The following is a 14,092-nucleotide window of genomic DNA, read 5'->3' as shown; positions in this document are numbered from 1 at the left end:
GCAGATCGTGCCGCTCCAGATGGCCCTCGTGCCGCTGTTGAGCTTCTTCTCCCAGGGAGTGTCGCTGGGCGGGGTGCAGCTCCTGCCGGCCTGGGCCGGGCCGGGGCCGCGCTCTGCGACACGTGGGGACGGTTGCCGCTGGCCGACAACTCCGCGGGTCTGCTGCTCAACGTGTTCGCGCCGCGCAACGGCCGGGAGTTCGCGCGGGTGCTGCGCAGTGACGGCGCGCTGCTGGTGGTGACGCCGGCCGGCGAGCACCTCGCCGAACTGGTCGACCGGCTCGGGCTGCTGCGGGTCGACCCGGACAAGGCGGAGCGGGTGGCGGGCAGCCTGGCGGATCACTTCGCGCTGGAGCGGGAGGAGACGCACCGACGGGTGCTGCGGCTGACGCACGCCGAGGCCGGGACGCTCGCCGGGATGGGCCCGAGCGCGTGGCACGCCGACCCGGAGCGCCTGACGGAGCGGATCCGCGCGCTCCCCGAGCCGGTGACCGTCACCGCCGCGGTCCGGCTCGGCGTCTACCGGCCACGCCCGGCCCGCGCTCAGGTCGAGAGGTCGACTTCCTCCCACCCCGCCGGCGGCTCGTGATACGGCCCGCGCAGGATGACCGCCCACTCCAGGCCCCACCGCCGCTGCCCGATGGCGTTGGCGTCGACCACTCCCGGGTGCGGCGCCCCGAGCCGCTCGGCTTCGAGGTAGGCCCAGTCGAGGCAGTAGTAGAGGTCGAGCAGGGCCGCCACCTCGGCGGCGTCGCGGGGGGCGGCGAGGATGCGCGAGCGCCACTGCGCGAACGTCTCATCGGCCGGCAGGTTGGGCAGCAGCTCCATCATCCGGTTGTCGACCGGCTCGAGCGGGTCGAGGTGCCGGGTCAGCCCGAGCACCCAGCCCAACGCGAAGATCGCGTCATGGTGGAGCACGAACGAACGATGATCTCCCCGGCCGCCGATGATGAACTGCCACTCCGGCGGGGTCACCAGGTCGACCAGGTGGGAACCGAGGATCCAGCTCATCGCGGCCTCGGCGGGCATGCCGAAGCAGCGCGCCAGCACGACGTGCAGGATCGCGGTACGGGCCTCGAGCTCACCGGTCGGGCGCAGCTCCACCTCGTCGCCCGGCTCCCACACGAGCGGGTACTGCGCGGGCGGCAGCGGAAGTCCGAGCCGGCGCAGTTCGTCGACGCTGGCCTCGCGAATCGCCCGGGGGTCGGGAGCGGATACGGTCACGTGCTCGGTTCCCTGCTAGTCGGCGTCGTGCAGCCCGGTCGGGCCCCCGGCGAGGCAGGATAGCCTTTCCCGCTGCCGCCCACCACGCGCCACGTGCGGCTGGCTCAGGCGATCCGCTCGATGACCAGTGGCGCCGGGACGGGCGCCTGCTCGGAGAGCACGACCGCGTCGCGCGCGGCCTCCAGCGCGTCCGGGATCCGCTTGCCGTCGTCGGCCCGCAGCTCGTACAGCGGGTCGCCGGCGCGGACCGGGTCCCCCGGCTTGCGGTGCAGCACCACGCCGGCCGCCTCGCTGACCGCGTCCTCCTTGCGGGCGCGGCCCGCGCCGAGTCGCCAGGCCGCCAGCCCGATGGAGAGGGCGTCGATGCCGGCGACGAAGCCGTCCCGGTCGGCGCGGACGACCTCGACCTCCGCCGCGGTGGCGAGCGGCGCGTCCGGGTCGCCGCCCTGGGCCCGGATCATCGTGCGCCAGACGTCCATCGCCCGGCCGTCGCGCAGCGCCGCCGCGGGGTCGGCGTCCGGGAGCCCGGCGGCGGTGAGCATCTCGCGCGCGAGCGCCAGCGTCAGCTCGACGATATCGGCGGGGCCGCCGCCGGCGAGCACCTCCACGGACTCGGCGACCTCGATCGCGTTGCCGATGGCGTGACCGAGCGGGGTCGACATGTCGGTGAGGAGCGCGACGGTCCGCACGTCGTGCGCGGCGCCGAGGTCCACCATGGTGCGGGCCAACTCGCGGGCGTGCTCGACGGACTTCATGAACGCCCCGGAGCCGACCTTGACGTCGAGGACGAGGGCGCCGGTCCCCTCGGCGATCTTCTTGCTCATGATCGAGCTCGCGATCAGCGGGATCGCCTCGACCGTGCCGGTGACGTCGCGGAGGGCGTAGAGCTTGCGGTCGGCGGGGGCGAGCCCGGCGCCGGCGGCGCAGATGACCGCGCCGATGTCGCGCAGTTGTGCGGTGAACTCGTCGTTGCTCAGTACCGCCCGCCAGCCGGGAATTGATTCCAGCTTGTCGAGGGTGCCGCCGGTGTGGCCGAGTCCGCGGCCGGAGAGCTGCGGCACGGCCGCCCCGCAGGCCGCCACGAGCGGGGTCAGCGGCAAGGTGATCTTGTCGCCGACGCCGCCGGTGGAGTGCTTGTCGACGGTCGGGCGGGAGACGCTGGAGAGGTCGAGCCGCTCCCCGCTGGCGATCATGGCCGCGGTCCAGCGGGCGATCTCCGCCGACGTCATGCCGCGCAGCAGGATCGCCATGGCCAGCGCCGACATCTGCTCGTCGGCGACCTCGCCCCGCGTGTACGCGGCGATCACCCAGTCGATCTGCGCGTCGGAGAGCGCACCCCCGTCCCGCTTGGTCCGGATGACATCAACCGCGGTGAAAGCACTCATCAGATCATCTTTCTTCGTCGTCATGGCAGGTCCCGAGCCGCGGCCGTGCCCACAGCGGGATGGGGCCTGCGGTGCCCGGCGGAGGGATCAGGCCTGACCGCCCGGAGCCGGGTACGGCAGGCCCCATCCCCATGAACTCAACCCCAACGCGCCGGGATCTCCGTCGGCGGCTCGCCCTCGCCTGCCCAGAACATCGCGCCCTCGGCGTCCACGACCACGACCCGGGGCGTCCGGGCGCGACCCCAGGCGATCGCCGCCTCGGCGTCCGGCCAGGTGGGGGCCTCCTCCAGGATGCCGGTCCGGGCACCCGCGGCGCCTTCCGAGCGCTCCCAGTAGCCCGTCCACACCTGCTGGCCCCCCGACGAGTCGGGATGCACGAAGACCGAGCCCCCGCCACGCCACTGGGCGAGCCGTGCCGGCACGGTGGGCTCGGTCGGCGCCGCCGCCGCGGTGAGATCCTCCAGCCCGAAGGCGTGCGGCAGCAGCTCGGCCATCCGCAGCGGGCGGGGCACCGCCTCGACCACGCACTCCGGACCGCCGTGCTCCCACAGCAGTTGCCGGCACCGACCGCAGGGCATCAGCGGCTCACCGTCGGCGCCCACGCAGGAGAGCGCCAGGAGCCGGCCACCGCCGGTCGCGTGCAGCGCGGAGACCACCCCGCACTCCGCGCAGAGCACCACGCCGTACGCCGCGTTCTCCACGTTGCAGCCGACCACGACGCGACCGTCGTCGACGAGCGCGGCCGCGCCGACCGGGAACTTCGAGTACGGCGCGTAGGCGTTGCGCATCGCTTCGGTCGCCGCCGCCCGCAGCTCTGTCCAGTCGATCTCCATCGTGACGCCCCCGTTCCTATGCCACACGCTCTAGCCCTTGATGAACGGCTTGCCGTCCGCCGCCGGCGCCCGTACCCGACCCACCAGCCCGGCCACGGCGACTAGGGTCGCCAGGTAGGGCAGCATGTTGAGGAACTGGCTGGGCACCGGGCTGCCGATCGCGCTGAGATAGGTGGCGAGCTTGTTGGCGAACCCGAAGAAGAGCGCCGCGAAGAACGCGCCGACCGGCGTCCACCGGCCGAAGATCAGCGCCGCGAGAGCGATGAAGCCGGCGCCGGAGGTCATGTTCTTGTTGAAGCTGCCGGTGGAGACGAGCGTGAAGAACGCCCCGCCCGCGCCGGCCACGACCCCACCGAGCAGAACGTTGAGGTAACGGGTGCCCTTGACCCGGATGCCCACCGTGTCGGCGGCGGTCGGGTGCTCGCCGACGGCACGGGTGCGCAGCCCCCACCGGGTCCGCGCGAGCCCGAAGCTGATAACGACGACCAGGATGAGCGCGAGGTAGACCAGCGGGTTGGTGTCGAAGAGCACCGGCCCGACGACCGGGATGTCGGCCAGCCCGGGGATGCGCCACGTGGGCATCCGCGGCGGCTCGTTGTACGTCGCCGCCTGCGGCTGCATCAACCGCTCGTAGAGGAAGCCGGTCAGCCCGAGCGCCAGCAGGTTGAGCACGATGCCGAGGACCACCTGGTCGACCAGGTAGCGCATGGCGAGGACGGCGAGCAGCAACGCGATGATCACGCCCCCGATGACCGCGCTGATCAGGCCGACCCAGACGCTGGCCGCCATCGTGCCGACCAGGGCCGCACCGAACGCGCCCATCAGGAACTGTCCCTCGATCGCCACGTTGACCACGCCGCTGCGCTCGCAGAGCACACCGGCGAGCGCGCCGAGGATCAGCGGCAGCGCCAGCTCGAGAGATCCCTCGGCGGTGTCGACCAGCGGCATGAACTTCCCCGCCACCTGCCAGCAGAGGAACGACAGGACGAAGGCGAGGATGCCGAGCCCGAGCAGCCAGCTCGTCCACCGCCGGGCCACGCCGGCCAGCAGGGCCGCGCCGGCGCCGACGGTCGCGATGCCGAAGAGGATCGCGCCGAACTGTCCGTTGATCTTCAACGCCGCTCCGCTGGCGTCCTCGCTGAGCGTGAACCGGGCCGTCTCGGCCGGTGCCAGCGCACCGAAGAGGGCGGCCGCGAGCACGCCGAGCGCCACGAAGACGGCGCCGGTCTTACGCTCACGCGTCCAGAACCGGCGCGGCGCGACCACGTCCGCGAGGTCTTCCACAGTCACGGTGGACATGGTCACCAGCCCTTCGAGACGGAGGTCTGCAGCCGGGCCGCGCGCGCGGCGCGCAGCCGGAACATCGCCTTCACGAGGGCCGGCGCGGCGATGAAGATGACGATCAGCGCCTGGACGACGGTGACCAGCTCCAGCGAGATGCCGGAGAACGACTGCATCCGGTTGCCACCGGCCCGGAGCGCGCCGAAGAGCAACGCCGCGAGGAAGACCCCCCAGGGCCTCGTCCGGCCGAGCAGCGCCACGAGCAGGCCGTCGAACCCGATGTTGCCCGCCACCTGAGAGGTGAGGGTGTGCGCCGTGCCGAGCACCTGGGTCGCCCCGCCCAGCCCGGAGAGCCCGCCCGCCATCACCATCAGCAGCACGTACGTGCGGGTGACGCTGATGCCGGCGGTGCGCGCCGCGTCGGGGTTCGCGCCGACGGCACGCAGCTCGAAGCCGAAGGCCGAACGGTTGAGCAGCCACGCCACACCCACGGTGACCACGACCGCCAGCACGATGCCCAGGTTGACCCGGAGGCCGCCGCCGAGCAGCGCGGGCAACTGGGCAGAGCTGTCGACCGGCTTGCTGATGGCGTCGGAACGACCGGGGTCGTGCACGCCGGGCTGCAGGATGACCCAGCCCAGGAAGAGCCCGGCGGTGTAGTTGAGCATGATCGTGGTAATGACCTCGTGCGCCCCGGTGCGCGCCTTGAGCAGGCCCGGGATGAAGCCCCACAGCGCGCCGCCCAGCGCGCCGGCGAGCAGCGCGACGATCAGGTGCACCCCGACCGGCAGCGGGAACACGAAGCCCGCGACGGCGGCGGTGAGAGTGCCGATGATCGCCTGACCCTGCGCGCCGATGTTGAACAGGCCGCCCCGGAACGCGAGCGCCACCGCGAGGCCGGTGAAGACCAGCGGCGCCGCGTAGGTGAGGGTCTCCGAGAGGGGGGCGAAGACCGCCTGCCACCCGTTCTCCCCGGCGAGCCAGCCGGTGACCGCGGCGGGGTCGACGATCGCTCCCTTGAAGAGGTTCGCGTACGCCTCACTGACCAGGGTCCAGCTCGCGCTGAACGCGTCGCTGGGGCGTGCGGTGATGTAGGAGTACGTGGCGAGCACGTCCGGGTCCGACAAGATGATCAGTACGGCGCCGATGACCAGCGCCAGCACCATCGAGAGCACGGTGACGGTGACCGTGTTCGCCGCCCAGAGGTTGTGCAGGAAGTTCTGCAGGAACGAGTCGTCCCGCTCCGTACCCCGGTCCGGTCCGTCCGTCGTGGCGACGGCCGGGTCGACCGCGACGCCCTCGGGGCCCGCGGCGGTCTTGTCCGCCGGCCCGACCGCCGGCTCCTTGTCAGGCGTGCTCATGCGGTTACCTCTTCGTCGGACGCGGGACCATCGCCGGTGATGCCCGCCATCAGCAGACCGATCTCCTCGCGCGGGGTCTCCGGCGGGACAACGGCGATGATCCGGCCGCGGTACATGACGGCGATCCGGTCGGCCAACCCGATCACCTCGTCGAGCTCGCTGGAGACCACCAGCACGGCGGTGCCGATGTCGCGCTCGCGGATGATCTGACTGTGGATGAACTCGATCGAGCCGACGTCCACACCACGGGTCGGCTGCGACGCGATGAACAGCTTCAGCGGCCGGGACAGCTCCCGCGCGACGATCACCTTCTGCTGGTTGCCGCCGGAGAGGGTGCCGACCGGCGACTCGTGCGAGGAGGTCCGCACGTCGAACTGCGCGATCCGCTCCTTCGCCGACGCCGCGATCCGGTCCGGACGCAGCACGAGCCCGTTGCCGAACGGCGCCTGGTCGTACAGGTCGAGGACCAGGTTCTCCGCGACGGTGAACTCCTTGACCAGGCCGTCCACGCTGCGGTCCTCGGGCACGTACCCGACGCCGGCGCGGAGGACCTCCTTGGTGCTCCGGCCCACGATCGAGGCGCCGTCGAGGGTGATCGTCCCGGCCAGCGCCGGCCGTAGGCCCATGATCGCCTCGACCAGCTCGGTCTGCCCGTTGCCCTGCACCCCGGCGATCCCGAGCACCTCACCCGCCCGGACCACGAGGTCGATCCCGTCGACGGCGCGGTGACCGCGCTCGTCGTTGATCGCGAGGCCGCTCACCTCCAGCACCGGCGCGCCCGGCGTGGCCGCCGCCTTCTCGACCACCAGGCTCACCTCGCGGCCAACCATCAGCGCCGCGAGTTCGTCCTCGGTGGCGTCCGGGCTGGCGGTGCCGACCGTACGGCCGCGCCGGATCACGGTGATCCGGTCGGCGATGGCCTTGACCTCTTTGAGCTTGTGCGTGATGAAGACGATCGACTTGCCGTCGGCCTTGAGCGTGCGCATCACGGCGAGCAGCTCGTCGGTCTCCTGCGGAGTCAGCACCGCGGTCGGCTCGTCCAGGATCAGCAGGTCGACCTCGCGGGTCAGCGCCTTGATGATCTCGACGCGCTGCTGGATGCCGATCGGCAGGTCCTCGACGACGGCGTCCGGGTCGACCCGCAGGCCGTAGCGGGTCGAGACATCGAGCACCTCGCGCCGGGCACGGCCCCGGTCGAGCCAGCCGAGGATGCCGCCGCGGACCTTCTCGGCACCGAGGATGATGTTCTCCGCGACGCTGAAGACCGGGACGAGCATGAAGTGCTGGTGCACCATGCCGATGCCGGCCGCGATCGCGTCGCGGGAGCTGTGGATCTGCACGGGGGCGCCGTCGACGAGGATCTCCCCCTCGTCCGGCTGCAACAGCCCGTACAGGACGTTCATCAGGGTGGACTTGCCCGCGCCGTTCTCGCCGAGCAGGGCGTGGATCTCTCCGGGCTCCACCGTGAGATCGATGTGGTCGTTCGCGACCAGGTCACCGAAGCGTTTGGTGATGCCGCGCAGTTCGAGTCTCAGCGGAGTCTCCTCGCACGATCGCTGTCAGGGGCTTCGGCCGTGGCACGGTCGCGGGTGTTTCCCGCGACCGCACCACGGCCGGATGCGTTCCCGATTCCGGGGCCGCCGAACGGTGGTCGGTCAGACCGGCCCGTGCCGGCGGCACAGGATCACTTGGTCGGCGAGTTGGGCGACTCGACCTTGATCGTGCCAGCCACGATGTCGGCCTTCAGCTTCTCGATCTCCGACTTCAGCTCGGCCGGGACCTTGCTGTCGAACTCGTGGTACGGGGCCAGCGAGACGCCGTTGTTGGCCAGCGTGCCGACGTAGCCCTTGGCGTTGTCGAGCTTCTCGCCCTTGGCGCCCGCGACGACGGCCTGCTCGACCGCGCCCGCGATGCCCTTCTCCACGGTGCTGAGGAAGGCCGAGCAGTACTGGGCGGCGCTCTTGCAGCCGTCCGAGTCCACCCAGATCACCGAGAACTTGCCGGCGGACTGCTGCGCCGCCGCGGCGGTGCCCAGACCGGTGCCACCGGCGACCGGCATGATCACGTCGACGCCCTGGGCGACGAACGTGTCGCTGATCGACTTGCCCTTGGCCTGGTCGGTGAAGACATCCGCGAACGTGCCGTTCTGGGCGGCCTTGTCCCAGCCCACGACCTTCACGGTCTTGTTCTTGGTCTTGTTGAAGTGCGCCACGCCGTCGGCGAAGCCATCCATGAAGATCGTCACCGGCGGGATCTTCATGCCGCCGTAGGTGCCGACAATGCCCGACTTCGAGTAGCCCGCGGCGAGGTAGCCGGCGAGGAACGCCGCCTGCGCGGTGTCGAACTGCATCGGGTAGACGTTGGTGACGTCGGCGATCTTGGAGTCGACGATGCCGAACTCCTGGGCGGTGTGGGTCTGCGCCGCCTTCTTCGTCGCGTCGCCCATCAGGCCGCCGACCGCGAGGATGAAGTTGCACTTCTGGTTGACGAACTGCGTCAGGTTGGGCTGGTAGTCAGCCTCCGCCGCCGAGGCGACGTACTTCGGCTCGACGTTGCTCTGCGCCTTCTGCGCGGCCTGCAGCCCGGCCCACGCGCCGGCGTTGAACGACTTGTCGTCGATGCCACCGGTGTCCGTCACCATGCAGGCGGTGTACTTGCTGGCCGCGTCGCCGCCGCCCTTGTTGTCCTTCGGCGCCTCACCGCACGCGGCGGCGCTCAGCGCGAGCCCGCCCACTGCGAATACCGAGACGATCCGCATCCCACGCGAAGCGCGCAAGACGGTCTCCTTCCATAGCACACCGCCACGTTGCGGTATTGCGATTCCTCGTCCAGCCGATCGGCCCGGACGCACTCCGGACGGGAGCGTACGCCGGTGACCGCCCAACGGCCGACAATCGTGCACGACTGTTGGGACGCCGTTACCCTCGCGTAACTCGCCAGTGCCCGAGATCACTCATGGGGACCGTGAAGGCCACCCTAACGGCTGACCCTAACTGGAAAATGTCCCATTCCCGGCCTCCTACCGGCGGTCCGCGTCACCGCCAGAAGACCGCGACCGCCGCGTTCAGCAGGGTCAAGCCGATGATCGCGAGGAAGTGGCCCCGGTTGACGGATTCCCGCTTCCGCGAGAAGAACACCATCACGAAGATCATCAGCCCCAGGACCAACTTGGTGGCGAGCTTCGCCAGCGCCGGCTCGTCGCCGTCGCGCAGCGGCGCGGACAGACCCAGCCCGGTCAATACCTGGATCGCCGCGCCCCAGAGCATCGCGCGGTTGATCTTCAGGCGTCCGGTCAGGTACTGCGTGATCGCGCCGCCGAGCAGCAGCGCGAAGCCGATCAGATGCACGAAGAGCAGCACAAGCCGCAGAGGTTCCACGGGCACATCCTCTCCCAGCCGCATCGCAGCGCAACAGGAGGGCACACCCTTCCCCCGCCGCCCCGCCACCGACCGCCCGGACCTCCCCGTCGATCAAGGCCGTGTTCACACGGATTGATCTCTAATCGCGCGCATTTGTCCTTGATCGACGGGTGGAGCGATCGACGGGTGGAGCGGTCGACGGGTGGAGCGGCAGCGCGGTCGGGCGGGGTCAGGGGAGGTGCCAGGCCTGGAAGGTCGGGCCGTCTCCGGGGAGGGTGATCGCCCCCTCCGCGTCCGGGCTCAGGGCCGGCGCGCCGCCGTACACGTTGTCGCCGCCGGGGAGGCCGACCAGCCGCACGGGGGTGCCCGGCGCCCGGCGCGCGAGCACCAGGACGCTTCCGCTGGCCGCCTCGCGCAGGAAGACCAGGGTGTCCGCCTCGGCGTGCACCCAGCGCAGGCCCCCGTCGCGCAGCGCCGGTTCGGCGCGGCGCAGCGCGATCAACTGCTGGTAACGCGCGAACGTGGCCCCGTCCCAGCTCTGCGGGCGGTCCCACGGCATCGGGGTGCGCGACGCCTCCCCGTTCTCGCCGCGCAGCCCGAGCTCGTCCCCGGCGAAGATCATGGGCGTGCCGGGAAGGGTGCAGACCAGCCCAGCGGCGACTTCGTGACGCGACGCGTCACCCACGACGCTGCGGATGCGGGCCGAATCGTGCGAGCTGAGCAGCTGCCACGAGTGCGTGAACGACCGCCAGGAGACCCGCGACGCGAACGCCCGCATGGTGGCGAGCACGTCGAGCCCGTCCCGCCGACGCACCCCGCCCGGCACGCCGAGGAAATTGGGCAGCCGCACGCCCTCCGCCAGCAGCCAGCTCCACACTGGATCCGTGAAGCCCGGGTAGTTCATCGTGCCGTGCCAGCCGTCGGCGTCGAGGTCGCGCGTGTAGTCGTGGCCGTGCTCGGCGAGGATCAGTCCGTCCGGCCGGGCCGTTGTCACCGCGCGGCGCAGCAACCGCGCCACGTCGTGGGTGTACGCGTCGGCGCCGCGCCGGCCGGTCATGTTCGCCACGTCCACCCGCCAACCGTCCAGCCCGTACGGTGCGCGCAGCCAACGCGCCAGCACCGAGTCCGGTCCGTCGGCGAAGCGCCGCCGCAGCTCCGCGCTCCCCCAGTCGAGTTTCGGCAGCGACGTCACGCCGCACCACGACTCGTAGGCGCCGTCCTCGTCGAAATAGAAGAGTTCCCGCTCCGGCGACGCCGGATCCGAGACGGCGGAGGTGAACCACGGATGCGCGTCGCCGGTGTGGTTGCTGGTGATGTCACCGAGCAGCCGCCAGCCACGGCGGTGCACCGCGTCGGCGAGTCGGGCCAGCGCGGCGTCCCCGCCGAGCAGCGGGTCGACGTGGTCGAAGCTGGCCGCGTCGTACCGGTGGTTGGAGCGCGCCGGAAAGATCGGCGTGAGGTAGACGGTGTTGACGCCCAACCGGTCGAGGTGGTCGAGGCGCGACGCGATCCCGTCGAGATCGCCGCCGTACAGCTGCGACGACGTTTCCGGGCCGCTTCCGACGACCGGGGTGTCCCACTCGCACGGGATGGCCCAGTGCGGCGGGGTGCGCTCGGCCGCGGCCGCGGAGCGGGCGAACCGGTCGGGGAAGATCTGGTAGACCACCGCATCGCGCGCCCACTCCGGTGGCGGGTCGTACGCGACGAGCCGGAAGTCCGTGTCGTCCGGCACGTCGTGGGCGATCTCGCCGAGCGCGGTGAGCCAGCGCCGTCCACCGCTCCCATCGAGCAGGAAGCGGTACGAGGTCACCGGGTTGCGGACCTCGATTTCGCCGCGCCACCACACGTCACCGTTCGGGTCGCGGCGCTCCACCGCCGCCTCGGCGAAGCGTGGCTCACCGTCCGGTGTGGAGCGGACGTACACCCGCCGTACGTCTGCCGGCCCCCGGAGGAACACCGCCACCGTTTCACCGAGCCGCGGCGCCTGCTCCGGCACGTACAGCGCCGACCCGTCATGGTGCGACGACAAGCCGGCCCGCACCGATCCGTCATCGCCCACCGACAACCCTGACCGGTCAGGCCGCGGCGCTGCCACCGCAACCACCCCTCCGATTCATCCCTTGACGGCCCCCGCCGTCAGGCCGGAGACGATGTAACGCTGCAGCACCTGGAAGACCAACACGGTGGGGACCGCCGTCAACAGGGTGCCGGCGGCGAAGACCCCGAAGTTGTTGTCGCGCTGGTCGCCGGCGATCAGGCCGTACATCCCGACGGCGAGCGTCTTGGACTCCGGGTTGGTGAGGAACACGTTCGCGATCAGGAACTCGTTGATCGTGCCGATGAACACCAGCAGCCCGGTGACCGCCAGGATCGGCGCCACCAGCGGCAACATGATCCGGAAGAAGACCTGCGCGTGGGTGGCGCCGTCCATCGTCGCCGATTCGTCCAGTTCACGCGGCAGCGTGTCGAAGAACCCCTTCATCAACCACGTGTTCACGCCGAGAGCCCCGCCGAGATAGAGCAGGACCAGCCCCCACGGGGTGTTGAAGCCGAGCGTCGGCCACAGACCGGTGACCGTCGTGAAGATCAGGAAGATCGCCACGATCGCCAGGAACTGCGGGAACATCTGGATCAGCAGCAGGGAGAGAAGGCCGACCCGGCGACCACGGAACCGCATCCGGCTGAACGCGTACGCGGCCAGGGCGGACAGGAAGACCGAGGCGGCGGCGGCGAGTCCGGCGATCAGCAGCGAGTTGAGGAACCACCGGCCGAACGCCGTGTCGGCGAAGAGCTTGCCGAAGTTGGCGAACGATACGCCGTCGGTCGGCACCAGATCCGTCGAGTTGAGTGTGCCGAGCGGGTTCAGCGCCGCCGAGAAGACGAACAGGATCGGAAAGAGGCTGAACACCAGGGCGAGCAGCGCCACCAGGTGACGCCAGCCGACCCGGACGAACCAGCGACCGCGGGTGTTCCGGTTCGCCACCGGCCCACGCACCGTAGCTGTGCTCACGAGTACACCTCCTCCTGTTTCCGGGTGCGGCGGAAGCTCACCGCGGAGATCACCGCGACCAGGGCGAAGATGAAGACCGACACCGCTGCCGCGAACCCGTACTGGCCGCCCTGCCCGCCGAAAGCGAGCCGATAGGTGTACGTGATCAGCAGGTCGGTGGCCCCGACGCTCGGGTTGTCTGCCGGGAACGGACCACCGTCCGTGGTCAGGTAGATCGCGTTGAAGTTGTTGAAGTTGAACGCGAACGACGAGATGAGTAGGGGCGAGAGCGCGACCAGCAGCAGCGGCAGGGTGATCCGCCGGAACGACTGCCAGGGCGAGGCGCCGTCGACCGAGGTCGCCTCGGTGAGTTCCCGCGGGATCGCCTGCAACGCGCCGGTGGCCACCAGGAACATGTACGGGTAGCCGAGCCAGAGCTGCACCATGATCACCGCGGCCCGGGCCGACCAGTCCTGCCCGAACCAGTCCACGTTCAGTCCGAACAGGTTGTTCACCAACCCGAAGTCGGTGTTGAACATGTCCCGCCAGACCAGCAGCATCGCGAAGGACGGCATGGCGTACGGGAGGATCAGCAGGATCCGGTAGAGGTTGGTCCCCCGCATCCGGGGCGAATGCAGGGCGAGCGCGCAGAGCAGGCCGAGCACGAAGGTGCCGCCGGTCGAGCCGACGGCGAAGGCGACGTTCCAGACGAGGGTGCGCAGGAACGGTCCGGAGATGTTCTCGTCGGTGACGATGCGGGTGAAGTTGCCGAATCCGACGTTGACCTTCCAGCCCTGTGCCAGGCGCTCGCCGTCCGCCGCCACGAACGCACCGGCGCTGGCGTCGGCGGTCCAGGTCCTGCCGCTGTCGGCGTCGCGGACGCAGTCGCAGCCGGCGTCGTACGCCCGGACCGCCTTGCCCTCGTACGCGCGGGACAGGCCGCTGGAACGCAGCGCCCCGCCGGGCGTCGGCACGATCAGGTCGGTGATCTCCTGACTGCGGGTGCTGGCCTGGCCGAAGTTGAGGATCGTGTAGCCGTCGGCGGCGGTGACCTTGCCGCCGGGAGCCACGGTGACGTCACCGGGATCGAGCTGACGCAGCCCGCCGGAGTCGCCGGCGGAGACCTTCCCCGTCTGCGGGTCGGTGACGAGGAAGACCAGCGGCGCGGTGGCGGGATCACCGGTGGTCGCGACGGAGAGCGCGTACTCGGTGGTGCCCGGCACCCGCTTCACCGAAGCGGTCTGAATCGCGACGATCGCGTCGTCCTTGCTGCCCCGGTGCCCGTCACCGAGGTTGGTGAACGAGGTGCTGGCGGTGTAGAGCACCGGGAGGACCTGGAAGGCCAGCAGGAAGAGCGTGCCGGGGACCAGGTATTTCAGCGGGATGTGCCGGCGGTTCAGGTAGAGGTAGAACAGCCCCGCGGTGGTCGCGGCGAGCAGCCCGAGCCCGACCCATGCTTCGGCGTCGATCAGCGGGAAGGCCGCCCAGATCGCGATCCCGGCGGTCAGGCCGAGCAGGATCGTCTTGACGGCGAGCGCCGCGGCAGTGACCGGGGCGGCGTTGCGGATGGGGCGGGTGCGGTCGGGCGGCGCAGATCCAGTACGCACGCCACACCGAGCTTGCCGAGTACGGCCACGTCGTCGTCGCCGAGCCGACCGAGC

General features: G+C 70.9%; 11 protein-coding genes and 1 pseudogene. 1 reads left to right on the top strand and 11 read right to left on the bottom strand.

Features of this window, described 5'->3' with window-relative positions:
- Nucleotides 1-588, top strand: a pseudogene (locus AB0J06_RS25585) (hypothetical protein); the annotation flags it as partial.
- Here the strand turns inward: AB0J06_RS25585 and AB0J06_RS25580 are convergent.
- The 11 genes from AB0J06_RS25580 to AB0J06_RS25530 form a co-directional block, all read right to left on the bottom strand.
- The gene (locus AB0J06_RS25580) at nucleotides 543-1,223 is read right to left on the bottom strand and encodes a DUF4272 domain-containing protein (RefSeq protein ID WP_357432106.1); all 681 of its coding nucleotides are present in this window, start codon (nucleotides 1,221-1,223) and stop codon (nucleotides 543-545) included. The pseudogene AB0J06_RS25585 and the gene AB0J06_RS25580 sit on opposite strands and share 46 nt — an antisense overlap.
- Nucleotides 1,224-1,327: 104 nt before the next feature.
- A complete protein-coding gene (locus AB0J06_RS25575; protein WP_357432104.1) occupies nucleotides 1,328-2,608 on the bottom strand; it encodes a thymidine phosphorylase in 1,281 nt (426 codons plus the stop codon).
- Between the two features lie 137 nt (nucleotides 2,609-2,745).
- Nucleotides 2,746-3,441, bottom strand: a complete 696-nt coding sequence (locus AB0J06_RS25570) for a cytidine deaminase (protein ID WP_357432112.1) — start codon at nucleotides 3,439-3,441, stop codon at nucleotides 2,746-2,748.
- A gap of 30 nt (nucleotides 3,442-3,471) precedes the next feature.
- The gene (locus AB0J06_RS25565) at nucleotides 3,472-4,740 is read right to left on the bottom strand and encodes an ABC transporter permease (protein WP_357432102.1); all 1,269 of its coding nucleotides are present in this window, start codon (nucleotides 4,738-4,740) and stop codon (nucleotides 3,472-3,474) included.
- Between the two features lie 2 nt (nucleotides 4,741-4,742).
- Nucleotides 4,743-6,083: an ABC transporter permease gene (locus AB0J06_RS25560; protein WP_357432100.1), complete on the bottom strand. Its 1,341-nt coding sequence runs from the start codon at nucleotides 6,081-6,083 to the stop codon at nucleotides 4,743-4,745.
- Nucleotides 6,080-7,558 (bottom strand): ABC transporter ATP-binding protein, encoded by a 1,479-nt coding sequence (locus AB0J06_RS25555; protein ID WP_357432110.1) that lies wholly within the window; start codon nucleotides 7,556-7,558, stop codon nucleotides 6,080-6,082. The genes AB0J06_RS25560 and AB0J06_RS25555 overlap by 4 nt, the downstream gene beginning before the upstream one ends.
- A 209-nt stretch (nucleotides 7,559-7,767) precedes the next feature.
- The gene (locus AB0J06_RS25550) at nucleotides 7,768-8,841 is read right to left on the bottom strand and encodes a BMP family ABC transporter substrate-binding protein (RefSeq protein WP_357432108.1); all 1,074 of its coding nucleotides are present in this window, start codon (nucleotides 8,839-8,841) and stop codon (nucleotides 7,768-7,770) included.
- 277 nt (nucleotides 8,842-9,118) lie between these two features.
- On the bottom strand, nucleotides 9,119-9,460 hold the full coding sequence (locus AB0J06_RS25545; protein WP_357432098.1) for a hypothetical protein: 342 nt from the start codon (nucleotides 9,458-9,460) through the stop codon (nucleotides 9,119-9,121).
- Between the two features lie 211 nt (nucleotides 9,461-9,671).
- Nucleotides 9,672-11,501, bottom strand: coding sequence for a glycoside hydrolase family 13 protein (locus AB0J06_RS25540; RefSeq protein WP_357432096.1), 1,830 nt, complete (start codon nucleotides 11,499-11,501; stop codon nucleotides 9,672-9,674).
- Nucleotides 11,502-11,555: 54 nt separating this feature from the next.
- Complete coding sequence (locus AB0J06_RS25535) at nucleotides 11,556-12,452, bottom strand: sugar ABC transporter permease (RefSeq protein ID WP_357432094.1); 897 nt, start codon at nucleotides 12,450-12,452, stop codon at nucleotides 11,556-11,558.
- Entirely contained in the window at nucleotides 12,449-14,038 is a 1,590-nt protein-coding gene (locus AB0J06_RS25530; RefSeq protein WP_357432092.1) for an ABC transporter permease subunit, read from the bottom strand. The genes AB0J06_RS25535 and AB0J06_RS25530 overlap by 4 nt, the downstream gene beginning before the upstream one ends.
- Nucleotides 14,039-14,092 lie beyond the last annotated feature (54 nt).

Source organism: Micromonospora sp. NPDC049679 (genome assembly GCF_040659735.1).
Lineage (GTDB): Bacteria > Actinomycetota > Actinomycetes > Mycobacteriales > Micromonosporaceae > Micromonospora_I.
This window is presented reverse-complemented; position numbering and strand designations above follow the sequence as displayed.

Coding starts and splice junctions, on each gene's coding strand:
- AB0J06_RS25560 (WP_357432100.1), bottom strand. CDS start 6,083: ATGAGCACGCCTGACAAGGAGCCGGCGGTCGGGCCGGCGGACAAGACC.
- AB0J06_RS25575 (WP_357432104.1), bottom strand. CDS start 2,608: ATGAGTGCTTTCACCGCGGTTGATGTCATCCGGACCAAGCGGGACGGG.
- AB0J06_RS25550 (WP_357432108.1), bottom strand. CDS start 8,841: ATGCGGATCGTCTCGGTATTCGCAGTGGGCGGGCTCGCGCTGAGCGCC.
- AB0J06_RS25565 (WP_357432102.1), bottom strand. CDS start 4,740: ATGTCCACCGTGACTGTGGAAGACCTCGCGGACGTGGTCGCGCCGCGC.
- AB0J06_RS25570 (WP_357432112.1), bottom strand. CDS start 3,441: ATGGAGATCGACTGGACAGAGCTGCGGGCGGCGGCGACCGAAGCGATG.